The following is a 22459-nucleotide window of genomic DNA, read 5'->3' on the forward strand; positions in this document are numbered from 1 at the left end:
AACAATCGACCATGACACAGGAACGAGCACCTCGATGAAGGAACGCGCGACCGCAGTCGAAGAGGTGCGCCGTACCAACCTCGGCGAGGTGCTGCGTCTGGTGCATCACCTCGGTCCAAGATCGCGCTCGCTCATCACCGCGGAAACGGGCCTCAACAGGTCGACGGTCGCGGACCTCGTGACGGCACTGGCAGAGCACGGACTTGTCGTCGAGCAGCAGCCCGATCCGACCAAGAGGGTTGGACGGCCGAGCCCCATCGTCGCGGGCAGTCGTGAGATCGTGGCGATCGGGGTGAACCCTGAGGTCGACGCCATCGAGATCGGGGCGGTCAGCCTCGGCGGAGCGGTGCGCGTGCGCGCCCGCGTCGACGCTGTGCGCCCAGGGGTCGCGGAGGTGGTCGAGACCGTCGCGCGCGTCGTCGGCGAATGGATGGACGGCGAGCTCGCGGGCAGCCGCATCGTCGGAATCGGCGTGGCGGTTCCGGGTCTCGTGCGCTCCGGCGACGGACTGGTGCGCCTGGCGCCTCATCTGCAATGGCGTGATGAAGACATCGCGACGCCGCTCTCCGAAGCACTCGGCGTGCCGGTGGCCGTCGACAACGATGCATCGCTGGGTGCGCGTGCTGAGCATCTCTTCGGCGCCGCTCGCGAGCATGCCGACATCGTCTACCTGAACGGTGGTGCCAGTGGTATCGGTGGAGGTGCGATCCTCGGCGGTGCGCTGATCCGGGGAGCGGGCGGCTATGCCGGTGAATGGGGACAGACCAGGCCCGGCATCGCGAACGAATCACATCGCCGCACTCATGACGGCGTTCTGGAGGATGAGGTCGGGAGGGCGCGGCTCATGTCAGCAGCGCAGCTGGTGGGCGGGGATGATGCCGCTCTTGCCGCCGCTCTCGCCAGTGACCCGGGACCCACCGCGGACGATGAGGTCGACCGTCAACGCGGCGTGCTCGCTGCGACCATCAGCAACGCCGTGAATGTCTTGAACCCTTCGATGATCGTGCTCGGCGGATTCCTCGGCATTCTGCGCGATCGGGACCCAGAGGGGTTCGACGCGGCGGTACGCGAGCGTTCGCTCGCCATCTCTGCGGAAGAACTGCATATCGCATCCGCTGCCCTCGGGCAGGACCGTCTGCTGATCGGCGCAGCCGAGGCAGCCTTCGCAAGGCTCCTCACCGACCCGCTGCGGTGAGTGCGCCGCTCACAGCGTGAGCGACCAGGCGACGCTTGCGCCCATGTCCTCGGCTTCTTCGAGGTGCTCTTCGGTCATGTCACCGGTGAACACCACGGGCGCGGCGGCGAGCCGGAAGCCGTAACCGGTCGTCATCGACGTCATCGCGTGCTCGGCGCCTGTCGTGTCGTGGCCGCCGTGGATCCAGTAGGAGAAGGGGAGACCCTTCGTGTGTTCGAGCGTCTCGTAGAACGTCGTATCGAAGAAGTGCTTGAGGGCACCGGAGATGTATCCGAAATTCGCCGTCGTGCCCAAGATCACGGCATCCGCGTCGAGCAGATCCTGCGCTGTCGCCTCGAGGGCAGCACGTTCAATGACCTCTACGCCTTCGCCCTGCGCCGTGCGCGCGCCACGCAGTACCGCTGCGGCGAGCTCGGCCACCCCCGACGACGGTGAGTGATGCACGATCAGCAGGTGAGGCATGCTCTCACGCTAGTCGTCAGTAGCTGGCCCGGTCAGATGCCTCTGCCGCAGGAATCCACTCCGCAGCCAGATTCTCGGTCGCACGCGCGAGGATCGATACGTCGGCGGCGACCAGCACGAATTCTGCCCCGGCCTCAAGATAGCGGCGGGCAGTGTCGGGGGCGAATGCGTTCACTCCGACGGGCTTTCCGGCTGCGCGCACCTCAGCGATCGTGTGCTCGACAGCTGCGACGACGTCGGGATGCTCCTGCTGGCCGAGCAGCCCCATGGAGGCTGCGAGATCGCTCGGACCGATGAAGACCGCGTCCACGCCATCGACTTCGGCGATCCGACGAGCGTTCTGCACTGCGGCATCCGTCTCGATCTGCACCGTGAGCGAGGTGATCTCGTGAGCGCGCTGCAGGTAGCCCTCGATGCGGTTGAACTGCGCTGCGCGCGCAAGCGCGCTGCCCACGCCGCGGACGCCGAGAGGCGGGTAGCGGGTGGCGGCGACAGCGGCGGCGGCATCCTCAGCGGAGTTCACCATCGGCACCAGCAGGTTCTGCGCTCCGAGGTCGAGGACCTGCTTGATCCAGGTCGGATCCGCCGATGGCACACGAACGACCGGGGTGATCGGGTAGGGCGCCACAGCCTGCAGCAGTGCGAGGATCGCCTCCAAGCCGATCGGGCTGTGTTCGCCGTCGATCAGCGTCCAGTCCAGGCCAGAGCCCGCGACGATCTCGGCCGCGACCGGGCTGCCTGAGCAGATCCACGCGCCGATCAGGGGCCGAGAGCTCGCCGCGAGGCGATCGCGGAACGACGGAGGCGGGGTCAGATGAAACGACATGTGATCTCGCCCATCTCTGCGTAGTCGCAGCGCACCTCGTCGCCCTTGTGCACCCACATCGGGCGCGTGAAGGAGCCAGCGAGAATGACCTCGCCGGCCTCCAGGCGCGCACCGTGCTGGTGGAACTTGTTCGCCAGCCATGCCACTCCGGTCGCCGGGTGGCCGAGTACGCCCTGTGCGACGCCGGTCTCCTCGATCTCGCCGTTGCGCGAGAGGACACCGGGCACCCAGCGCAGGTCGATCTCATCGGGACGCTTGCGCACGTCGCCGAGCACCATCGCACCGTAGGCGGCATTGTCGCTGATCGTGTCCACGATCGTGCGGCCCTCGAGCTCGATGTGGGAGTTGAGCACTTCGAGCGCGGGAACGGCGTAGTCGATCGCGGCCAGAGCGTCTTCCAGCGTGCAGTCGGGGCCCTCGAGCGGCGCCTTCAGCACGAACGCGAGTTCGACCTCGATGCGCACGTTCGAGAAGTCGTCGAACCGGATCTCGGCGCCAGAGGAGAACACGGTGTCATCGAACATCACGCCGTAGTCGGGCTCGGTGATCCCGGTTGCCTGCTGCATCGCTTTGGATGTCAGTCCGATCTTGCGACCGGCGAGCTTGCGCCCGGAGGCGACGTTCTTGTCCCGCCATATTCCTTGAATGGCATAGGAGTCCTCGATCGTCGCATCCGGGTATCGCGCGGTGATCCGCGGGATCACGCTCTTCGTGCGATCGGCCTCGGCGAGCTCGTCCGCGATCGCTTCGATCACCTCGGCAGGCAGCGTCACAACTGGTGTCCCAGTTTGTACTCGCCCTGCTTGTACTCGGGCATGGAGTCTTCGCCCTCGTCCTTGCGGGTGTACGAGAAGCCATCGGCGCCGATCGTGACCGCCATCTCGCTGGAGTCGGTACGTGCGATGACCGGCTGCGGGTTGCCGTCGAGGTCGAGCACGAGGGAAGCCTCGGTGTACCAGGAGGGTACGACGGGGGTGCCCCACCAGTCACGACGCTGGTTGTCATGCACATCCCAGGTGACGACCGGGTTGTCGGGGTCGCCCGTGTAGTAGTCCTGGGTGTAGATCTCGACGCGGTGCCCGTCAGGGTCGCGCAGGTACAGGTAGAACGCGTTGCTCACACCGTGACGGCCGGGGCCGCGCTCGATGGCATCCGAACGGCGCAGCGATCCGAGCTTGTCGCAGATCGCGAGGATGTTGTGCTTCTCGTGCGTGGCGAACGCGACGTGGTGCATCCGCGGGCCATCGCCGCCGGTAGCGGCGGTGTCGTGCACGGTGGGCTTGCGGCGCATCCAGGCGGCGTAGACGGTGCCTTCTTCGTCCTGGATGTCCTCCGTGACGCGGAAGCCGAGGTCCTGGTAGTGGCGCACTGCGCGTGGCACGTCAGGGGTGACCTGGTTGAAGTGGTCCAGACGCACGAGCTCACCCGGAGTGTGCAGGTCGTACCGCCAGGAGAGGCGTTCGACGTGGGTGGTCTCGAAGAAGAACTCGTACGGGAAGCCGAGCGGGTCGACCACGCGCACCGAGTCGCCGATGCCCTTGACGAAGCCATCTGCATTGCGGCGGACGTCGCAGCCGAGTTCGGTGTAGAACTCGACGGCATGGTCGAGGTCCTCCGCTGAACGAACACGGTACGAGAACGCGGCAACGGCCGCGATCGGGCCCGTGCGCAGCACGAGGTTGTGGTGGATGAACTCCTCCGTCGAGCGCAGGTAGATCACCTCGTCGTCCTCTGCGGTCACGTGAAGGCCGAGGATGTCGACATAGAACTGGCGGGAGGCTGCGAGATCGGTGACCACGAGCTCCATGTACGCGCAGCGGAGGATGTCTGGCGGTGACGTCTTGGGGGTCGCGACCGGGTTATCTGTCTGGATGGGGGCCTCTGCGCTCACGTAGTAGCCCGAGGAGGTCAGGGTCATGTCTTCACGGTTCGTCATGTCAGCGTCCTTACTGCTTTCCGAAAACGGGGTTGTGGACCTCGCCGAGGTTGATGTGCACGGCCTGCTGGTCGGTGTAGAAGTCGATCGATCGGTATCCGCCTTCGTGGCCGAGGCCGGACGCCTTCACTCCGCCGAACGGGGTCCGGAGGTCCCGCACGTTGTTCGAGTTCAGCCAGACCATGCCTGCCTCGACATTTCCTGCGAAGTTGTGTGCGCGCCTGAGGTCATTCGTCCAGATATACGCAGCCAGGCCGTACCTGGTGTTGTTCGCCAGGGCGAGAGCCTCTTCGTCGTCATCGAACGGCGTGATCGCGACGACAGGTCCGAAGATCTCCTCCTGGAAGATCCGCGCATCGGGGGAGACATCGGCGAAAACGGTGGGGGCGACGAAGTTGCCGGTCTCGAACCCTTCCGGGCGCCCGCCGCCGGCGACGAGCTTCGCCTCGCCCTTGCCGATCTCGATGTAGCTCATGACCTTGTCGTAGTGCTCGGGGTGGACGAGAGCGCCGACCTCGGTGGTCGGGTCGTTCGGGAGTCCGACCTTCACGCGCCCTGCCTGTGTCGCGTAGCGCGTCACGAACTCCTCGTAGATGCTGCGCTGCACGAGAATGCGCGAACCCGCAGTGCAGCGCTCGCCGTTGAGGGAGAAGACGCCGAAGATGGTCGCGTCGATGGCCGTGTCCAGATCGGCATCTTCGAACACGACAGCGGGCGATTTACCGCCCAATTCCATCGACAGTCCCTTGAGGAACGGCGCGGCATTGGCGAAGATCAGCTGTCCGGTGCGGCTCTCGCCGGTGAACGAGATGAGCGGAACGTCAGGGTGCTTCACCAGCGAGTCGCCGGCAAAGCCCTCTTCGCCGAAGCCGTTGACGAGGTTGAAGACTCCGGCGGGGAGGCCGGCCTCCTCGAAGATGCCAGCCCAGAGGGATGCCGACAGCGGGGTGAACTCGGCCGGCTTCAGCACGACCGTGTTGCCGGTCGCAAGCGCAGGGCCGAGCTTCCACGACTCGAGCATGAACGGGGTGTTCCACGGCGTGATGAGCCCTGCCACACCGATCGGCTTGCGGTTGACGTAGTTGATCTGGCGACCCGGCACCTTGAAGGTGTCATCGGCCTGCGCGACGATCAGGTCGGCGAAGAATCGGAAGTTCTCGGCGGCGCGACGAGCCTGACCCAGAGCCTGGGTGATCGGGAGGCCGGAGTCGAAGCTCTCGAGCTCTGCAAGGCGCTGATCGCGGGACTCGACGATGTCGGCGATCTTGTGCAGCACACGCGAGCGCTCGCGGGGCAGCATCTTGGGCCATGGACCCTCATCGAAGGCGCGCTTGGCTGCCGCGACGGCGCGGTCGATATCGGCGACCTTGCCGGAAGCCGCCTTGATGTAGACCTCGTTGGTGACCGGGTCGATCACGTCGAAGGTGTCGCCGTCGAGCGAGTCGACGAACTCTCCGTCGATGTAGTGCTGGATGTGATCGGGAAGGTCTGCGGGGATGCGTGAGTCGGTCATGATTCCTCCGGTATCAATGGACGGGGGCGGCGACAGCATCGTCGCGCTGTTCTTGGGCAGCTGCACGGTCGTGCGAAATGTAGGCCTCGAGGGTGGCCGAGTGGTGTCTGCGTGCGGCGTCCTCGATCTCGGCGAACGGCGCCCCGGTCTCGATCAGCGCGATGATCTGCTCGTGCTCGCGGACCGATTCATGCGCACGGCCGGGAACGAAGCTGAAGGTCGAATCGCGCAGACGGTTCAGGCGCTGCATCTCGAGGGTGACGAGCTCACGCAGGCGCGGGTTGGGGCATGAGGCGATGAGGGCCTCGTGGAACTGCTGGTTCAACTGGGTGAACGCAGTCGGGTTGAAGTGACCGAGGGTCTCGGTCATCTTCTCGTTGATCGCGCGGGCGCGCTCGAGGTCTTCGGACTTGAGGTGCGGTGCCGACAGGGCAGTCGCACTGCCCTCGAGCACGCTGAGCGCCTCCATGCTGTGGCGGTACTGCGCATCATCGACCATGGCGACGCGTGCGCCGACGTTGTGCTCGAACTGCACGAGACCTTCGGCTTCGAGCTGGCGGATCGCCTCGCGTACGGGGACGACGCTCATGTCGAGCTCGCCGGCGATGCTGCCGAGCACGAGCCGATATCCGGGTGTGTAGCTCTGGCTCGCGATGCGCTCTTTGATCCACTGGTAGGCGCGCTGTGACTTGCTGGGGGGTTTGATCATGCACGGCTCGCTTCGTACTTCGCGCGCCATTCGGCGTTCATGGGGAATAGGCCATCGACCGGGTGCCCTGCCTCGACCTGCGTGGCGATCCAGGCGTCTTCGTCCTCCTGCGCGAGGGTCGCATCGACGATCTCTTCAGCGATGGACGGGGGAATCACGATCACGCCGTCACCATCACCGACGATCACGTCGCCGGGCTGAACAGCGGCTCCACCGCAGCCGATCGTGATGTCGAGCTCCCAGGGGACATGCTTGCGTCCGAGTACCGATGGGTGGGCGCCTTGCGAGAACACCGGTAGGCCGATGCGCGCGACCTCGTCGAAGTCGCGCACGCCGCCGTCGGTGACCACTCCAGCCGCACCGCGCGCGGTGGCGCGAAGGGCGAGAATATCGCCGAGCGTTCCGGTCGTGGCATCGCCTCGTGCCTCGATGACGATGACCTCGCCCTCGCCGACGGCGTCGAACAGGCGTTTTTGCGCGTTGTAGCCGCCGCCATGGCTTGCGAAGAGGTCTTGGCGAGCAGGAATGAAACGCAGCGTGCGCGCGGTGCCCACGATCTTCGTTCCAGGTATGTTGGCGGCGACGCCATCGATGAAGCACTGGTGGTGCCCGCGCTTGCGCAGCTGGGCGGAGAGCCCGGCGGTGGGGGCCTTCTCGAGCTTCGCCCGCAGCTCGGCAGAGAGGCCGCTCGGCGTGGCGGGGGTGAGATCCGCTTCTTCAGCAGATCCCCACGCCTCCGTGCGCTGCGTGTCATCGACAGCGGGAAGCGAGCCCAGCGTCTTGTCGAACGGAATCGAACCCTGCGTGACAGTGGTGACCAGCCGGCCCGAGGTGGGGGAGCCGGGTGCGTTCGGAGCATCCACTTCGACCTCGACGACATCGCCGGGGACGATCACCGATGAGCCCGCCGGGGTGCCGGCGAGGATCACGTCACCGGTCTCGAGCGTGAAATGCTGCGACAGATCTGCGACGAACTGCGCGAGAGGGAAGATGAGGCCGGCGGAGTTGTCGTCCTGACGGAGTTCACCGTTGACCCAGGTGCGCACTCGGATGTCGCCCGGATCGATCGACTGCGCGTCGATCAGGTCGGGACCCAGCGGCGTGTAGCCATCGCCGCCCTTCGAGCGGACGTTCGAGCCCTTGTCGTTCGCGCGCAGGTCGTAGAGGCCGAGGTCGTTGGCCGCGGTGACGGATGCGACATGCGACCACGCATCCTCGAGGCTCACGTGTCGGGCGGGGTCGCCGATGACGAGCGCGATCTCGCCCTCGAAGGCGAGCAGCTCGGTGCCGGCTGGGCGCTCGACAGTGCCACCAGATGCCGCGACCGAGCTTGCGGCCTTGAAGAAGTACGAGGGAGCAGCGGGCCGCCGGCCGCGCTGCTGCGCGCGAGAGGTGTAGCTGAGGTGGATCGCGATGATCTTGCCAGGACGACCGATCGAGTCCGTCACAGTGAGCGCCTCCTTGCGGTGTGTGCATCGCTCTTGTGCGATGTATTTGAAATCGTATATCATCTGATCACGAGGTTGCAAGGATGACTTCAGCCCCGAGACAACGACGTCCCCCCAAGGAGCATCAATGACTGATCAGCCCGGCTTCACGCCGACCGGCACCATCGCCAGTGCCGCAGATCGCCGCCGCGTCGTCTTCGCGACTGTCGTCGGCACCACCGTCGAGTGGTACGACTTCTTCATCTATGCCACCGCCGTCGGCCTCGTCTTCGGACAGCTGTTCTTCTCGGCGCTCGGAACCAACACCGTGATCCTCGGATTCGCCACGGTGGGCATCAGCTTCCTGTTCCGTCCACTCGGCGCGTTTCTGGCAGGACACTTCGGAGACCGGCTCGGCCGCAAGCGCGTGCTGATGTGGACGCTCATTCTGATGGGTGCGGCCACTGCGCTGATCGGTGTTCTGCCGACCGCTGAGGTCATCGGCATCGGTGCACCGATCATGCTCGTCTTCCTGCGCATTCTGCAGGGCATCTCTGCAGGCGGCGAGTGGGGCGGCGCGGTGCTCATGGCCGTCGAGCACGCTCCTAAGCACAAGCGCGGCATCTTCGGCGCCTCTCCGCAGATCGGCGTGCCGCTCGGCCTGCTGCTGGCCTCTGCCGTCATGGCGATCATGACCGTCATCGCACCTGGCGACCAATTCCTCGCCTGGGGATGGCGCATCCCCTTCCTGCTCAGCGTCGTGCTGATCCTGATCGGCTACTACGTGCGTCGCAACGTCGAAGAGAGCCCCGTGTTCGCCGAGCTCGCCGCACGCAAGGAGAAGGCGAAAATGCCGATCGTGCAGTTGTTCCGCAAGCACCTGCTCCTCGTGATCATCGCAGCCCTCGTCTTCGCCGGCAACAACGCGGTCGGGTACATGACCACCGGCGGGTACATCCAGGGCTACGCGACCAACCCCGAGGGCCCGATCGGCCTGGACCGCGGCGAGGTGCTGTGGGCGGTCACGGGCTCTGCGGTCACCTGGCTGCTGACGACTCTTCTCGCCGGATGGATCTCTGACAAGATCGGTCGCCGCAACGCCTACATCTCCGGGTGGATCTTCCAGCTGGTCGGTGTGTTCCTGCTCTTCCCGCTGGTGAACACCGGGAGCGTCGGGCTTCTGTTCCTTGGCCTTGCGATCCTCACGATCGGCCTCGGGTTCACGTACGGGCCGCAAGCCGCGCTGTACACAGAGCTGTTCCCAGCATCCATTCGGTTCTCGGGAGTTTCTATCTCGTACGCGATCGGTGCCATCGTCGGTGGCGCATTCGCTCCCACGATCGCCGCGGCCATCGTGGCTGCCACCGGCTCCACCGAGATGGTCACCTGGTACCTGGCGGGGATGACGCTGATCGGGTTGATCGCGACTCTGCTGCTGCGCGACCGAAGCGGGATTCCGCTGGGTCCTGACCATGAAGACGAACAATCAGTGAGTCCGATCTACGGAATGTCGAGGGCATAAGAAATGCAGTTCCACCACCACGGTTACGTCTCGAAGGACCCGCATGTCGTCGCGGCGGCGGGCACCGGCATCGATCGCCCGGCTGACCTTCCCGATGAGATGGACGTTCTGATCGTCGGATCTGGGCCCGCGGGGATGTTGCTGTCCGCACAGATGTCGCAATATCCGACGATCACCACGCGGATCATCGAACGCCGTGACGGCCGGCTTCCGCTCGGCCAGGCCGACGGCATTCAACCGCGCAGCGTGGAGACCTTCCAAGCGTTCGGGTTCGCCGAGCGGATCATCGCTGAGGCGTACAACATCGCGTACATGAACTTCTGGAGTCCCGACCCGGAGAACCCCGAGAACATCATCCGCACGACTCGCACTGAGGACTACGGATTCAAGATCAGCGAGTTCCCGCACCTCATCGTGAACCAGGCGCGCGTGCTCGACTACTTCGCCGAGGCTGCTGCCGACGGTCCTGGGCGCATTGTGCCGGACTTCGGCGTGGAGTTCCTCGGGCTCACCATCGGCGAGACCGGCGAGTACCCCGTTGAGGTGCGCGTGCGCTACGTCGCGGGGGAGCGCAACGGCGAGGAGCGCACGATCCGTGCGAAGTACGTCGTCGGCTGCGACGGGGCTCGCAGTGGCGTGCGCGAGGCGATCGGTCGCCAGCACATCGGTGAGTTCTCGGCGCACGCCTGGGGCGTCATGGACATCCTGGCGAACACGGACTTCCCGGACTGGCGCACCAAGGCCGCCATCAACGCGGCGGCGGGGAACATCCTGCATATTCCGCGCGAGGGCGGCTACCTCAGTCGTGTCTACGTCGATCTGGGCGAGGTCGCCGCAGACGACAACCATCGCGTGCGCCAGACGCCGATCGAAGCGATCATCAGGAAGGCGAACGAGATCCTGCATCCGTACACCCTGGACGTGAAAGAGATCGCTTGGTCGAGTGTCTACGAAGTCGGACACCGCGTCACGGATGGATTCGATGACGTGGCTGGAACTTCTGACCGCGCACCGCGCGTCTTCCTCACCGGAGATGCCTGCCACACCCACAGCGCCAAGGCCGGCCAGGGCATGAACGTCTCGATGCAGGACGGCTTCAACCTCGGTTGGAAGCTGGGCTCCGTGCTCACCGGAATCTCGCCGGAGAGCCTGCTGCGCACTTTCTCCGCAGAGCGGCAGCCGGTCGCGCAGCAGCTCATCGACTTCGACCGGGAATGGTCGACCCTCATGGCGCGCAAGCCCGAGGAGATCTCCGACCCGCAGGAGCTGTCGAACTACTACCTCGCGACCGCAGAGTTCCCCTCTGGATTCATGACGCACTACGAGCCCTCGGCGATCACGGGCGGCTCTGAGCACCAGGATCTCGCCGTGGGCTTCCCGCTCGGGAGGCGCTTCAAGTCGGTCGAGGTGGTGCGGGTCTGCGATGGCAACGTCGCGCACCTCGGGCACCACGCGAAGGCCGACGGGCGCTGGCGCGTGTACGCGTTCTCGGACGCCTCGCACGAACAGCTGGAGAAGTGGGCGGCAGATGCCGCGCCCATTCTCGCCGGATTCACGCCGGCGGATGCTGACGCGGATGCTGTCTTCGATGTGAAGGTGATCTACCAGGAGAAGTACGAGGACATCGAGATCCTGTCAGCGCCGGAGCTGTTCCTGCCGAAGTCCGGTCCGCTGGGACTGACGGACTGGGAGAAGGTCTATACCGCAGCTCCCAACGCGTGGACGGACGCGGACATCTTCGCTGAGCGCGAGCTGAGCCGAGACGGCGTGGTCGTCGTCGTGCGCCCGGATCAGTACGTCGCCGCGGTGCTGCCGCTGGATGCGGCGGACGAGCTCACGTCGTTCCTGGACGGCGTCTTCCTGCGAGCCTGACCCCGACCACGGCATGACACGTGTCATGCCGACGAGGTGACAGCGGCCTCCGGAACCTGTGCAGCGGCTGCGCCAAGCTGGATGCATGAGCACTTCACAGGCAACTCTGACTCCGAGGACACCCGCAGTCGCGGCAGCCGACACAGCCATCGCGATCGAGAACCTGCAGAAGCGGTTCGGCGTGGGCGAGCGTGCGGTGAAGGCCGTCGACGGCGTGAGCCTCAGCATCCGCCGCGGCGAGATCGTCGCTCTTCTCGGGCCCAATGGTGCCGGCAAGACGAGCACTCTCGACATGCTGCTTGGCCTCGCAGAGCCGAGCAGCGGGAGTGTGACGATCTTCGGCGAGAAGCCGGGCAAGGCAGCCAAGTCCGGCGTGATCGCCGGCGTGCTGCAGACCGGCGGACTGCTGTCGGACCTCACTGTTCGCGAGACCGTCGAGGTGATCGCATCACTGCACGGCTCCGACGCTCTCTCACGTGTTCCGGACGTGCTCGCGCGCACCGATCTGACCGAGATCGCACGCCGTCGCGTCGCCAAGTGCTCCGGTGGTGAGCAGCAGCGGGTGAAGTTCGCGTTGGCGCTGGTCGCCGACCCCGACATCCTCGTGCTCGACGAACCGACCGCGGGAATGGACGTCAACGCCCGCCGGCACTTCTGGGACGTCATGCGCGCCGATGCGGATGCAGGCCGCACGATTCTCTTCGCCACGCACTACCTCGAAGAGGCCGAGCAGTTCGCTCGCCGCACGGTCGTCATGCGCCGGGGCGCGATCGTCGCCGATGCGCCCACCGCGCAGTTGCGCGCGAACCTCGGCGGACGCACCCTCGCAGCAAACCTTCCCGCCGAAGGTGCGGATGCTCTGGTGCGCGAACTGCAAGCGACAGACGGCATCGTCGACGTGCGCGTCGACGGTGATCGAGTCAGCTTGCGGGCGACAGATTCGGATGCCGCGGCATCCGCTCTTCTGAACGCCGGGGCACACGATCTGGAGATCGCAGCGCCCACCCTCGAAACCGCTTTCACCGCCCTCACGGAGGACTGATCATGGCCATGTCGATCTCACCCACAATGTTGCGCGTCGAAGCGATGCGTCAGGTCAGAAACCCGTACACGCTCGCGTTCACGCTCGGGATGCCGGTGGCGATGTATCTGCTCTTCGGAGCGAGCATGGGCTACGGCGACATCACCGCAGGACACGGCAACGTCAAGTTCTACGTGATGGTGTCGATGGCGGCCTACGGCTGCGCGGTCGCGATGAGTTCGCTGTCCTCGTTGGCAGCGACGGAATCCAAGCAGGGCTGGGGGCGTCAGCTCGCCATGACTCCGCTTGGAACGACCGGATACGCGGTGACCAAGCTCCTCACCTCGCTCGCTTTCGCGGCTCTCGCGGTGCTGCTGGTCTTCGCCGTCGGATTCGCCACGGGTGCGGAGGCATCCGATGCCTGGCGATGGTGGGCGTCTGCCGGGATCATGCTGAGCCTCGGCCTGGTCTACGGCTTGTACGGGCTCGGTGTCGGGCTGTTCTTCAACTCCGATACGGCTGCGGCGCTGGCATCGATCTCGATGACCTTCTTCGCTTTCTTCGGCAACGTGTTCATGCCGCTCGATGGCGTCATGCTCGACATTGCGCGGTTCACCCCTCTCTACGGCTACGTCGCACTGAGCCGCTGGCCGCTCACGGACGGAACCCTTACTACCGGACAGGTCGATCCGCTGTGGATGGTCGTGCTGAACATCGTGGTGTGGCTCGCGCTGTTCACCGCCCTCGTGATGGCAGGCATCAAGCGCTCGTACTCGCGCCGATAGGGTCGAGACATGACGGATGGAACCACCCGCCGAGGCCAGCGCTCGCCGTGGGAGCGCTACGGCTGGCTGATGGCTGTGATCTGGCTGGTGTTCCTCGTCTACCCGGTCATCGCCCTCGTGAACTCTCCGGCGGCGCGCGGCTGGGTCATCACCGGTTGGATCGCACTGGCAGCCTTCGTGGTGATCTATGTCGCGGGGTTCATCAACGGCATGAGCGGCAGCGGAGGCGGGCTCATGAGTCCGCCCAAGCCCATTCAGTGGTGCGCGTTCGCTGCGCTGATCGTCTGCGGCGTGTTGACGATCCCGAGTGTGGGCGGCAACGCGCTGAGCTTCATTCCTTTCATCATGTCGTTCGCGTCATACGGACTCACCAGGCCCGCGCATTGGATCACTCTCGCTTCGGGAGTGGTCATCACGGCAGCGACGGTGTTCCTGTTGCCCGGGTGGCTCACCTACCTCGCGATCCTCGCGATCGTGCTCATGCTGGGGGTGGTCAATACGGTGTCCACGACCTTGATCATTCGGTCATCGGAAGCCGACACTCTGGATCGCGAGCTCACCACGAGCGAGGCGCGAGAAGCGGTCGCTCGTGATGTGCACGATCTCGTCGGGCACTCGCTGACCGTCGTGAAGCTGAAGGCGCAGCTGGTGCGCAAGCTCATCGACAGCGACCCTGGGCGCGCGAAGGCAGAGCTCGCGGACATCGAGTCCCTCACCGCCGAGGCGATCGCCGGGGTGCGCGCTACGGTCGCGGGGGTCCGCAGTGCGGCGCTCGGCAGCCAGCTCGAGTCCTGTCGTGATGCGCTGAGGTCGGCCGACGTGGTGCTGCATGTGGAGGGGGATCCCGCAGTGCTCTCCCCGGTGCAGTCGCTGACGGCGAGCTGGATTCTGCGTGAGGCGACGACCAACGTTCTGCGGCACGCGGATGCGAAGAGCGTCACTGTGCGCATCGCGCCGGGGAAATTCGCGGTGATCGACGATGGGCGCGGAAACAGCGGCAACGAGGGCAACGGTGTGCGCGGGATGCGCGAGCGCGCTACGACCAGCGGAGCAATGTTTCGTGTTGCACCGGCCGACGACCAGGGAACGAAAGTGGAGGTGACCTGGTGACAGATTCAGAGCAGATCACGATCGTGGTCGCCGATGACCAGGCGATGCTGCGCGGTGCGCTTGCAGCCCTGCTGGAGCTCGAGTCCGATCTCCGCGTCGTGGGCATTGCCTCCGATGGTGAAGAAGCCGTTCGTGTCGTCTCCGAGACGAATCCCGACGTCTGCCTGATGGATATTCAGATGCCGGGGATGGATGGCATCGTCGCTACGCGCGCCGTGCGCGATGCGAGCCCCGATACCCGGGTGCTGATCGTCACGACGTTCGCGCGCCCCGGCTATCTGCGGTCCGCTCTGGAGGCTGGTGCGAGCGGATTCGTCGTGAAGGATGCTCCGGTGGAGCAGCTCGTCGACGCTGTGCGCCGGGTGCACGCAGGGTTGCGCGTCGTCGATCCGGCGCTGGCCGAAGCCAGCCTGTTCGAGGGCGCGAACCCCCTCAGCGAACGCGAGCAGCAGGTGCTGCGACTGGCAGCTGACGGACGCAGCGCCGCGGCGATCGCATCCGAAGTGTTCCTCTCACCGGGTACGGTGCGCAACAACCTGTCCGCGGCGATCGGCAAGGTCGGCGCTTCGAACCGCGCCCAGGCGGTGCGGATCGCGCAGGACAAGGGCTGGATCTGACGACAGCTCGCTGAAGAGCCCGCAGCTCAGGGCTTCGCCGCTGACTGCTTCATCTGCGCGAGCCAGGTGTGGTTGGCGATCGCCGCGCTCACCTCGGCAGCGTACTTCTGTCGGCCGCCCGGTCGGCGGTAGAGGTCCCTCGAGTAGAAGGGAGACGTCTCTTCATAAGGACCGCTTCTTTCGATACGCCTGGCGAGCTCGGTGATGTAGCCGTGACCGCGTTCGCGATACTGCTGCTGCTCTGACTCATCCAAAAGGATCAGAGCACTGTCGTCGACCATCGTGTTGATCGCGTACCTGACGTCGAGATACAGCCCGTCGGGTCGCTCGACGAGGAACCAGGATGCCGGTTCATGATCGACGTATCGCATTGCGTCGCGGGCCGCAGCGATTCGGGCATCGTCAGCCCATCGCTCGATAGGAGGAATCGCCTCGAGCGGACGTCGCATCGCGGCATCGACGGGATAGTGGCCGAAGGTCGGGGCAGAATCGCGGTGAAGCGTGATGCATGCGACCCGGTGGCATGCGGTGCAGGTGGCCTGACTCTCAACCAGCGCCATCAACGCCGAGACATGCAAAGGTCGAAGATCGGCGAGGGGCACGCATCTGCCTTTTTCTTTGAGGCTCCCGGCGTCGACGGCCGCGATGAGAGCGTCGACCGTTTCATCCACGTCGAAGGATCCGTCGGACGTTCGGCGAATCAGATCGCGGCACACCGAGCAGTCTTCGTCTGCCGGGCGACAATCGGCTTTCGGATCATCAACGATGAAGAGCACGCGCCGCAGATCGCCGGCTGCAGAGCCGCCGTACTTCTTGAACTCAGGGAGCACGAACCCGGAATCGAGTGTGAAACAGCGGTCACCGTCGGCGAAGTGCCATGACGAGCCGAAGACGGTCTTGAAATCGTGGAACGTCGCGTCGTTGTCGACACCATCGATCCATTCCGCCACGTCGAGCCCACGTGGAGCGAACGGTGTTGCGGTCACATGCAGGATCACGGCGATGACGGCATCGTCGTGAAGCACGATCTCCCCGCCGGACTCGAAACACAAGTGCCGCGAGAACACCTGTGGTTCACCGAAGCGGTACTCATGAACCTCGACGGGTTCGCCTCCGAACGCATCGACCAGCTGACTCACCCGTGCGTCGTTCTGTCCGAGACACAGAGAGTCGAGGATCATCTGCATTCGATCGGCCGCTCGCTGCGATGTCATCTGATCAGTATCCAGGACGAATGTCCGTGGTCGCGCGTAGCGTGGTGGATGGCCGGGCGCCGATGCCCGCCAGGAGGAGCAGATGATGGACTGGAAGATCGAACTCATCTTCGTGCCGGTGACCGACGTCGATCGCTCGAAGGACTTCTACGTGAAGATCGGTTTCAACGCCGATCACGATCACACCCCGGCTGAGGGGCTGCGGTTCGTGCAGATGACGCCTCCCGGATCAGCATGCTCGATCGCGTTCGGCACGAACCTCGGGACCAGCCTCGAGCCCGGGCAGCAGAACACGATCCAGGTCGTCGTTGCCGATGCAGATGCCGCCCTCGCGCAGTTGCGCGACGTCGGCGTCGAGGCTGACGGTGTTGATGAGCAGGCATGGGGGAGGTTCGTGACGTTCGACGATCCCGATGGCAACACGTGGACGCTGCAGCAGCTGCCCGACTACAGCGCAGCCTGACGGCAGCGCCTCGTGAGCACAGTGCCTCGTGAGCACAGTGATGGGGCTTTTATGATGCACCGTCAAGGAATACCTTTTCCTTGACGGGCGCTGTGCTTCTTCGCACGTTGCGTGTCCGCCCGCGACGGCAGAAGGGCGATGCGCATGGAAGGTCTCGAGATCACGGTCCTGCTGGGGCTGACGATTCTGGTGGGAACGCTGCTCGCGCCGCGTCTTCGCCTGGCGCTGCCACTCGTGCTCGTCATGTTCGGCCTGCTTCTGGGGTTCGTCCCGCCGCTGCGCGAGGTGCAGCTGCCGCCGGAGACGGTGCTGCTGCTGTTCCTTCCGGTGATGCTGTTCTGGGAGAGCCTGACGACCTCGTTGCGGTCGATCAGGCGTGACTTCCGATACATCCTGCCGATGAGCACTCTGCTCGTGGTCGCCTCCGCATTCGCGGTAGCGGGAGTGGCGGTGATGTTCGGAATGCCATGGGAGATCGCACTCATCCTGGGTGCCGCGGTCGCGCCGCCGGATGCGACGGCTGTCGCGGCTCTTGGCAGACTGCTGCCTCGGCGCGCTTTCATGAAGTTGAAGGCGGAGAGCCTCACGAATGACGGCACCGCGCTGGTGCTGTACGCGATCGCCGTGTCTATCGCCGTCGGTGGCCAGGTGACTCCACTGATCGTCACCTGGACGGTGCTTGTGTCGTACCTCGGCGGGATCGCAGTCGGAATCGCGGTCGCCGCTGCAGCCTGGCTGCTGCTGCGTCGAGTGCACACGACGATCGCGACCAATGTGACGATGCTGCTGGTTCCGTTCACCGCGTTCATGATCGCTGAGATGATTCATGCATCGGGTGTTCTCGCCGTCGTCGTCGCCGGACTCATCGCGGCGTATCTCAGCCCGCGAGTCACCACCGCTGCTTCCCGGCGACAGGCAGAAGCGGTCTGGCCGTTCGGGGTCTTCCTGCTCAACGGGGCGCTCTTCGTGCTGATCGGGCTGGAGGTGCAATGGGTCGTGCACCAGACCTCGCTGCGAATGATCGGCTGGTTGACCATTGCCACCGTCGCCGTATGGGTGGCGCTTCTGGTCGTGCGTTTCCTGTTCCAGATGCTCGCGGTGCCGTTCCAGCGCATGGGGGGAGGGGCGGTGCACCCGCTCGGCCTGCGCACGCGGATGCAGATCGTGAGCACCGTGGCAGGGATGAGGGGTGCGGTCTCACTCGCGATCGCGCTTTCGGTTCCGCTCGCAACCGAGAGCGGCGCCCGACTCGACGGCCGCGACGACATCATCTTCGTCACCGCAGGAGTGATCCTGCTCAGTCTTCTCGTGCAGGGCCCTCTTCTGCCGATAGTGGCCCGCTGGGCGCGGTATCCGGTCGATCACGCCGAGGACGAAGAGTCCGAACTCGCTGAGCGTGCGATCTCGGGCTCGGCGATGGCGGCGCTGGACGCGCTCGCCGCTGAGCACGGGATCAGCGAAGAGGTGCGAGATCGAGTGCGACGCGACGGCTACGAGATGCTCGAGCTCGCGAATGCCAGGGCGATGGCGAGGGAGCGTGCCCTGGTCAATGCCGAGGTGGGGGCGATGGAAGAGATGCTGGACGAACCGGATCCGCTGGCCGATGGCTCGGTGGAGCTGAGCAGTGCTCCCGTCGCGGCATCCGGGAGAGTTCTGCAGATGGTCGCCACCTCGTCGGATGTCGACCTCGAGCAGCGCTCGCCGCTGCTGAAGAACGACGAGCTGTCGCGGCTGAAGCTCGCGATGCTCGAGCACAAGCGCGAGGTGCTTCGTCGCCTCCGCCGTGCGGGAACCGTAGACGATCTCATCGTGCATCAGATCTCTGCGCGACTCGATCTCGACCAGATCCGATTGGAGGGCATCGAACGGTTCGAGTGAGAGACGGCTCGTCAGGAGTTCACGCGGATGACCTCTTGCTGGTACGGCGCGATGACCGTGGGGGAGATGCGCAGGTCGAGCAGCAGGAATGGGCGCTCGGCCGCCGGCTGCGCAACCCAGCTCGCAAGACGATCGAGATCATCGAGAGTGCGTACGGCGACCCCCTCGGCGCCGACTGCGGCAGCGAATGCCGCGAAATCGACCTCGGGAATCAGCATCGGCTCCTCGGCGAGACCCTTTCGTCCATACAGGTGAACCTCGGCGCCGTACGCGGCATCGTTCCACACCACCGCGCAGCCACGTCCACCCGCTGCGCGCACGGCTGACTCCAGATCGGCGATCGCCATCAGGCCGCCGCCGTCTCCGGTGGTCAGGACGATGGTCGATTCAGGCCGCGCGCGCGCTGCGCCGACGACACTCGGCCATCCCTGGCCGATCGCCTGGAAAGCGGTGCCGACCATCATCATGCGATCGGGGGCCGCGACGGGCCAGTACATGTTGGCCCAGCCGATGAAGTGTCCGCCGTCCGAGACGACGATGCGGTCCTCGGGCAGAAGTTCGGCGATGCGACGGGCAGCCGAGCGGGGGTCGATGCGGCCGTCCTGGGCGAGTTCATCGCCGGCGTCATACGCGCGCGCCGCCGCCACATCGACTGTCTCCCGCCACGGCAGCCCGGAGAAGCTCGTACGACTGAGCCGGGCGACGAGGGCCTCCGCGACCACTCGGGCATCGCCTCGAACGAAGCCGCCCACGTGGGCGTGCGTTGCGGCCGGTGCGACATCCACTTGGAACACCCGGGTTCCCGGGGCGAACAGCTCGCCGAAGCGCATCGTGAACTGATTCAGCGAGGCACCGAAGACGACCACGACGTCGGCATCGTGAACCAGCGACATCGCTCCGTCTGCCCCGAATCCGCCGGTGACGCCCAGATCGAATTCTGCAGCGGGGAACACGCCTCGCCCGAGAGCGGTGGATGCTGTCAGCGCACCGGTCGCGTCAGCCAGAGCCCCCAGTGCCTCGCCTGCTCCGGAGAGCCACGCGCCGCGTCCCGCGAGCAGGAACGGCCGCTTCGCATCGCGCAGCGCAGCAGCGATCTCATCCAGCATCCCTTCGGCGAACTCGCCTTCTGGTTCAGGGGCGGAAGGCACGCGGGGGGAAGGAACGTCAGGGACCGGCCCTGCTTCTCGTGAGGCGACGTCGTAGGGAATCGCGAGCACGACCGGCACGCGGTAGGTGAGTGCGTGCTCGATGGCGATGACGGTTGTCGCCGCGGCATCCGCATGTCCGACGGTGTAAGTGCGGGCGCCGACGGCCGAAGCCAGTGCGATCTGATCCACATCCCATGGGCGAGGGCCAGAGGTCGGCTCATCGCCGACGACGAGAACGAGCGGAACGCGCGCCTGCACCGCCTCCGCGAGGGCCGTCAGCGTGTTCGTGAAGCCTGCACCGTAGGTCGCCGTCCCCGAGGCGACACGGCCGGAGGCGCGATAGTGGGCATCGGCCGCGACGACCGCGCCCTGCTCATGACGCACCGCGGTGAATCCCGCCGTGGTCTCGCGTTCCAAGGCATCGAGAAAGTAGGCGTTGCCGTTGCCCATCACGCCGAAGACGGCATCGATGTGTTGAGCGAGGGTGAGAGCGACGTGTGCGGAAACCGAGGGCATGGCAAGCCTTTCGAGACGGTATCGGTGAAGGATTCCGTATGTGTCTCGCGCATCGCATCGCTGCGACGTCGGCGTCGTGCCCTTTTTTCGAGCACCGGCTCGGCCGGACGACTCGATTCTACTGTCGTTCGCCAAACCACTGCTGAGCATGCGGCCCCCACTACGCTGGGAAGTACCTTGACTCACCGGGACGGCCTGACTATGACAACCTCAACCTCATCACTCCTGCAGCGGGTGCAGCACGCTTCGCGCAGGGGCGTGATCACTCTCGAGAGTGCGGCTCTGCTCGTCGGCGCGGTGTTCTTCGCGCTCGGTTTCCTCATCGCGATCATCATCTTCTGGGGGCGCGAACTCGCCATCACGGGAGAGGGCTCGATCGGTACGTACGCCGCAATCGGCGGGGCAGTGGTCGCGGTTCTGTCCGTGCTGCTGGGCAGATACGTCGTGGCGCGCGAGATCGGCATGAAGACCCGTGCGGACGGGCTGAAGATGCACGATGATCGCCTGCGCTGGTACGACATCGCAGCGATCGCGCTCGCCTACGCATCGACAGCATTCCTGGGGTGGTGGGGCGTCGCGTCGCTGCTCGAGCTCAGCTTCACAGGCGCTCCGGTCTTCGACTTTCCCGGAGCGATCCTGGTCGCCGTCGCTTTTGCGCTGACCGCGTACATCTGCTTCCTGAGCTCGGCATCGCTGACGCCGATGACACTCTCGCTCGTGCTGGCGATCTTCCTGGTCGTGGGCGCGTTCGCCAGCATGCTCACGGCCACTGATGCGCACTGGTGGCAGGACAACCTCTCCGCACTGGGCATGGCCAGCAATGCCTCGTCGTGGGTCTTCAACGGAACCGTGATCGTCGCCGGCGTCATCGTGACGATCATCGCGCGCTATGCGACCTCGGAGCTGCCCGTCGATGACCAGAAGGCCATCCGCCGGCGCCACGTCGTGCGCATCGGTCTCATCCTCATGGGCATCTTCCTCACGTGCGTGGGGATCTTCCCGGTCGACAAGTTCTTCCTCGTGCACAACACCGTGGCCACCGGCATGGTGGTGTCGTTCGGCCTCGTGGTCCTCGCGCTGCCGTGGCTGGTGCCGTCGGTCTCTAAGGTGTTCGTCGCACTCGGATACATCTATGTTGCGGTGATCGTGCTCGTGGTGATCTTCTTCGCGACGGGCTACTACAACCTCACCGCCGTCGAGCTGATCGCCGCGATCCTCATCTTCAGCTGGATCATCGTGTTCCTGCGGGCGACCGCAGAAACCGCGTCAGCAGACGAAGAGGTCGTACGGCTCTGACGAGGTCGGCCCTCGGCGAGGGTGCGCTGCTCGGTCAGTCGCGCAGCGCGAGTGTTGCGTCGCGCGTGCGCTGGAGGGCGTCCATCGTCTCTGCGTAGCGACGCTTGGCGACGCCGATGAACAGGCAGTCGACCAGGGCGAGCTGCGCGATGCGGCTCACCATCGCGCCAGCGCGGAACGTCGATTCGCGCACGACGGTGTACAGCGCGTGGTCCGCGACGCGAGCCAGCGGCGTCTCCTTCGACGACGTCACCGCGATCGTCGTGGCACCGCTCTGCCCCGCTGCGCGCAAGAAGCGCACGGTCTCGGCGGTGGCCCCCGAGTGTGAGAACCCGATCGCGACGGTCGGCCCGCTCTTCAGCGCGGTCGCCGCGATGGCTTCGTGCGGGTCTGTGATGGCGTGAGCGTTGCGCCCCACGCGCAGCAGCTTGTGGGCGAGGTCGCCCGCGATGAAATGGCTGGCGCCGATCCCGAAGAGCAGGATGCGCTCCGCTTGATCAATCGCAGTGATCGCCTCGTCCAGCACGCCGAAGTCGAGGCTGCCGACGGTCTCTTCGATGGCGAGCAGTTCGAGGGTGGCGAGTTTGGATACTGCGTCAGGGAGCGTGTCGCTGTCGGAGATCTCTGAGCCGAGGGCTCCCCGCGTGGGGAACTGGGCGGACTCCTTGCCGAGCTCTGTGGCCAGCGCCATGCGCAGAGGAGCATAGCCACTGAATCCGATCGCGCGGCAGAATCGCACGACGGACGCCACTGACGTATCGCACTTCTCGGCGAGTTCGTTGATCGTCAGATCGATCACTGTGGAGGGGGTCTCCCGCACCACGGCCGCAATACGTGCAAGTGAAGGCGGAAGTGTCGACGCCGCGGCCTCGATCGTGGACTGGATGCTCATCCGCGCTCCTTCTGGGTGGGATTACAGTATGTCTCGTCGGGAACCTCAACGAAGAGT

At 65.4% G+C, this 22459-nt stretch carries 20 protein-coding genes; 10 read left to right on the forward strand and 10 right to left on the reverse strand.

The genetic code is table 11. From position 1 onward, the window contains the following. Positions 1 to 34: 34 nt before the first annotated feature. Positions 35 to 1195 carry an ROK family protein gene (locus ACTU6V_RS06940; protein ID WP_443475297.1) on the forward strand — a complete coding sequence of 387 codons (1161 nt, stop codon included), beginning with the start codon at positions 35 to 37 and terminating at the stop codon, positions 1193 to 1195. A gap of 9 nt (positions 1196 to 1204) precedes the next feature. On the opposite strand, the gene ACTU6V_RS06945 is transcribed toward ACTU6V_RS06940, so the two are convergent. The 7 genes from ACTU6V_RS06945 to ACTU6V_RS06975 are packed head-to-tail and all read right to left on the reverse strand — an operon-like array spanning position 1205 to position 8089. Next, on the reverse strand, positions 1205 to 1657 hold the full coding sequence (locus ACTU6V_RS06945; protein WP_443475298.1) for a flavodoxin family protein: 453 nt from the start codon (positions 1655 to 1657) through the stop codon (positions 1205 to 1207). A gap of 16 nt (positions 1658 to 1673) precedes the next feature. Next, positions 1674 to 2483 (reverse strand): HpcH/HpaI aldolase family protein, encoded by an 810-nt coding sequence (locus tag ACTU6V_RS06950; protein ID WP_443467299.1) that lies wholly within the window; start codon positions 2481 to 2483, stop codon positions 1674 to 1676. Next, positions 2468 to 3250: a 2-keto-4-pentenoate hydratase gene (locus ACTU6V_RS06955; RefSeq protein WP_443467895.1), complete on the reverse strand. Its 783-nt coding sequence runs from the start codon at positions 3248 to 3250 to the stop codon at positions 2468 to 2470. The genes ACTU6V_RS06950 and ACTU6V_RS06955 overlap by 16 nt, the downstream gene beginning before the upstream one ends. A gap of 2 nt (positions 3251 to 3252) precedes the next feature. After that, positions 3253 to 4419: a 3,4-dihydroxyphenylacetate 2,3-dioxygenase gene (gene hpaD / locus ACTU6V_RS06960; protein ID WP_443475299.1), complete on the reverse strand. Its 1167-nt coding sequence runs from the start codon at positions 4417 to 4419 to the stop codon at positions 3253 to 3255. 10 nt (positions 4420 to 4429) lie between these two features. Further along, positions 4430 to 5932: a 5-carboxymethyl-2-hydroxymuconate semialdehyde dehydrogenase gene (gene hpaE, locus ACTU6V_RS06965; protein ID WP_443475300.1), complete on the reverse strand. Its 1503-nt coding sequence runs from the start codon at positions 5930 to 5932 to the stop codon at positions 4430 to 4432. 13 nt (positions 5933 to 5945) lie between these two features. Continuing rightward, positions 5946 to 6641 carry a GntR family transcriptional regulator gene (locus ACTU6V_RS06970; RefSeq protein WP_443467296.1) on the reverse strand — a complete coding sequence of 232 codons (696 nt, stop codon included), beginning with the start codon at positions 6639 to 6641 and terminating at the stop codon, positions 5946 to 5948. Next, a complete protein-coding gene (locus ACTU6V_RS06975; RefSeq protein ID WP_443475301.1) occupies positions 6638 to 8089 on the reverse strand; it encodes a fumarylacetoacetate hydrolase family protein in 1452 nt (483 codons plus the stop codon). Before ACTU6V_RS06975 ends, ACTU6V_RS06970 begins: the two co-directional genes overlap by 4 nt. Positions 8090 to 8216: 127 nt before the next feature. Here ACTU6V_RS06975 and ACTU6V_RS06980 point away from each other — a divergent pair, with 127 nt between their 5' ends. The 6 genes from ACTU6V_RS06980 to ACTU6V_RS07005 all read left to right on the forward strand — a co-directional run bounded on the left by ACTU6V_RS06980 (position 8217) and on the right by ACTU6V_RS07005 (position 14995). Then, on the forward strand, positions 8217 to 9590 hold the full coding sequence (locus tag ACTU6V_RS06980; protein ID WP_443467294.1) for an MFS transporter: 1374 nt from the start codon (positions 8217 to 8219) through the stop codon (positions 9588 to 9590). Between the two features lie 3 nt (positions 9591 to 9593). Next, a complete protein-coding gene (locus ACTU6V_RS06985; RefSeq protein WP_443467293.1) occupies positions 9594 to 11462 on the forward strand; it encodes an FAD-dependent monooxygenase in 1869 nt (622 codons plus the stop codon). Between the two features lie 85 nt (positions 11463 to 11547). Next, on the forward strand, positions 11548 to 12504 hold the full coding sequence (locus ACTU6V_RS06990; protein WP_443467292.1) for an ABC transporter ATP-binding protein: 957 nt from the start codon (positions 11548 to 11550) through the stop codon (positions 12502 to 12504). Between the two features lie 2 nt (positions 12505 to 12506). Then, entirely contained in the window at positions 12507 to 13268 is a 762-nt protein-coding gene (locus tag ACTU6V_RS06995) for an ABC transporter permease (RefSeq protein WP_443467291.1), read from the forward strand. A 9-nt stretch (positions 13269 to 13277) separates the two neighbouring features. After that, complete coding sequence (locus tag ACTU6V_RS07000) at positions 13278 to 14378, forward strand: sensor histidine kinase (RefSeq protein WP_443467290.1); 1101 nt, start codon at positions 13278 to 13280, stop codon at positions 14376 to 14378. Next, positions 14375 to 14995: a response regulator gene (locus ACTU6V_RS07005; protein WP_443467289.1), complete on the forward strand. Its 621-nt coding sequence runs from the start codon at positions 14375 to 14377 to the stop codon at positions 14993 to 14995. Before ACTU6V_RS07000 ends, ACTU6V_RS07005 begins: the two co-directional genes overlap by 4 nt. 26 nt (positions 14996 to 15021) lie before the next feature. On the opposite strand, the gene ACTU6V_RS07010 is transcribed toward ACTU6V_RS07005, so the two are convergent. Continuing rightward, the gene (locus tag ACTU6V_RS07010; RefSeq protein WP_443467288.1) at positions 15022 to 16209 is read right to left on the reverse strand and encodes a hypothetical protein; all 1188 of its coding nucleotides are present in this window, start codon (positions 16207 to 16209) and stop codon (positions 15022 to 15024) included. Between the two features lie 85 nt (positions 16210 to 16294). Between ACTU6V_RS07010 and ACTU6V_RS07015 the strand changes: the two genes are divergently transcribed. Both ACTU6V_RS07015 and ACTU6V_RS07020 read left to right on the forward strand, forming a co-directional pair. Next, entirely contained in the window at positions 16295 to 16672 is a 378-nt protein-coding gene (locus ACTU6V_RS07015; protein WP_443467894.1) for a VOC family protein, read from the forward strand. Between the two features lie 144 nt (positions 16673 to 16816). Beyond that, entirely contained in the window at positions 16817 to 18550 is a 1734-nt protein-coding gene (locus tag ACTU6V_RS07020) for a Na+/H+ antiporter (RefSeq protein ID WP_443475302.1), read from the forward strand. Positions 18551 to 18561: 11 nt separating this feature from the next. On the opposite strand, the gene ACTU6V_RS07025 is transcribed toward ACTU6V_RS07020, so the two are convergent. Next, complete coding sequence (locus ACTU6V_RS07025; RefSeq protein ID WP_443475303.1) at positions 18562 to 20214, reverse strand: thiamine pyrophosphate-binding protein; 1653 nt, start codon at positions 20212 to 20214, stop codon at positions 18562 to 18564. A gap of 201 nt (positions 20215 to 20415) precedes the next feature. Here ACTU6V_RS07025 and ACTU6V_RS07030 point away from each other — a divergent pair, with 201 nt between their 5' ends. Then, positions 20416 to 21510, forward strand: a complete 1095-nt coding sequence (locus ACTU6V_RS07030) for a DUF998 domain-containing protein (protein WP_443467285.1) — start codon at positions 20416 to 20418, stop codon at positions 21508 to 21510. Between the two features lie 34 nt (positions 21511 to 21544). Here the strand turns inward: ACTU6V_RS07030 and ACTU6V_RS07035 are convergent, their stop codons facing one another. Further along, the gene (locus ACTU6V_RS07035) at positions 21545 to 22402 is read right to left on the reverse strand and encodes a MurR/RpiR family transcriptional regulator (protein WP_443467284.1); all 858 of its coding nucleotides are present in this window, start codon (positions 22400 to 22402) and stop codon (positions 21545 to 21547) included. Positions 22403 to 22459: the final 57 nt, after the last annotated feature.

Origin of the sequence: Microbacterium zouquanmingi (assembly GCF_052266675.1) — a bacterium.
GTDB lineage: Bacteria > Actinomycetota > Actinomycetes > Actinomycetales > Microbacteriaceae > Microbacterium.

Bases quoted from the DNA above. Each gene is read 5' to 3' on its own strand.
- ACTU6V_RS06940 (WP_443475297.1), top strand. From the start codon at position 35: ATGAAGGAACGCGCGACCGCAGTCGAAGAGGTGCGCCGTACCAACCTC.
- ACTU6V_RS06945 (WP_443475298.1), bottom strand. From the start codon at position 1,657: ATGCCTCACCTGCTGATCGTGCATCACTCACCGTCGTCGGGGGTGGCC.
- ACTU6V_RS06950 (WP_443467299.1), bottom strand. From the start codon at position 2,483: ATGTCGTTTCATCTGACCCCGCCTCCGTCGTTCCGCGATCGCCTCGCG.
- hpaD (WP_443475299.1), bottom strand. From the start codon at position 4,419: ATGACGAACCGTGAAGACATGACCCTGACCTCCTCGGGCTACTACGTG.
- hpaE (WP_443475300.1), bottom strand. From the start codon at position 5,932: ATGACCGACTCACGCATCCCCGCAGACCTTCCCGATCACATCCAGCAC.
- ACTU6V_RS06970 (WP_443467296.1), bottom strand. From the start codon at position 6,641: ATGATCAAACCCCCCAGCAAGTCACAGCGCGCCTACCAGTGGATCAAA.
- ACTU6V_RS06980 (WP_443467294.1), top strand. From the start codon at position 8,217: ATGACTGATCAGCCCGGCTTCACGCCGACCGGCACCATCGCCAGTGCC.
- ACTU6V_RS06985 (WP_443467293.1), top strand. From the start codon at position 9,594: ATGCAGTTCCACCACCACGGTTACGTCTCGAAGGACCCGCATGTCGTC.
- ACTU6V_RS06990 (WP_443467292.1), top strand. From the start codon at position 11,548: ATGAGCACTTCACAGGCAACTCTGACTCCGAGGACACCCGCAGTCGCG.
- ACTU6V_RS06995 (WP_443467291.1), top strand. From the start codon at position 12,507: ATGGCCATGTCGATCTCACCCACAATGTTGCGCGTCGAAGCGATGCGT.
- ACTU6V_RS07000 (WP_443467290.1), top strand. From the start codon at position 13,278: ATGACGGATGGAACCACCCGCCGAGGCCAGCGCTCGCCGTGGGAGCGC.
- ACTU6V_RS07010 (WP_443467288.1), bottom strand. From the start codon at position 16,209: ATGACATCGCAGCGAGCGGCCGATCGAATGCAGATGATCCTCGACTCT.
- ACTU6V_RS07015 (WP_443467894.1), top strand. From the start codon at position 16,295: ATGGACTGGAAGATCGAACTCATCTTCGTGCCGGTGACCGACGTCGAT.
- ACTU6V_RS07020 (WP_443475302.1), top strand. From the start codon at position 16,817: ATGGAAGGTCTCGAGATCACGGTCCTGCTGGGGCTGACGATTCTGGTG.
- ACTU6V_RS07025 (WP_443475303.1), bottom strand. From the start codon at position 20,214: ATGCCCTCGGTTTCCGCACACGTCGCTCTCACCCTCGCTCAACACATC.
- ACTU6V_RS07030 (WP_443467285.1), top strand. From the start codon at position 20,416: ATGACAACCTCAACCTCATCACTCCTGCAGCGGGTGCAGCACGCTTCG.
- ACTU6V_RS07035 (WP_443467284.1), bottom strand. From the start codon at position 22,402: ATGAGCATCCAGTCCACGATCGAGGCCGCGGCGTCGACACTTCCGCCT.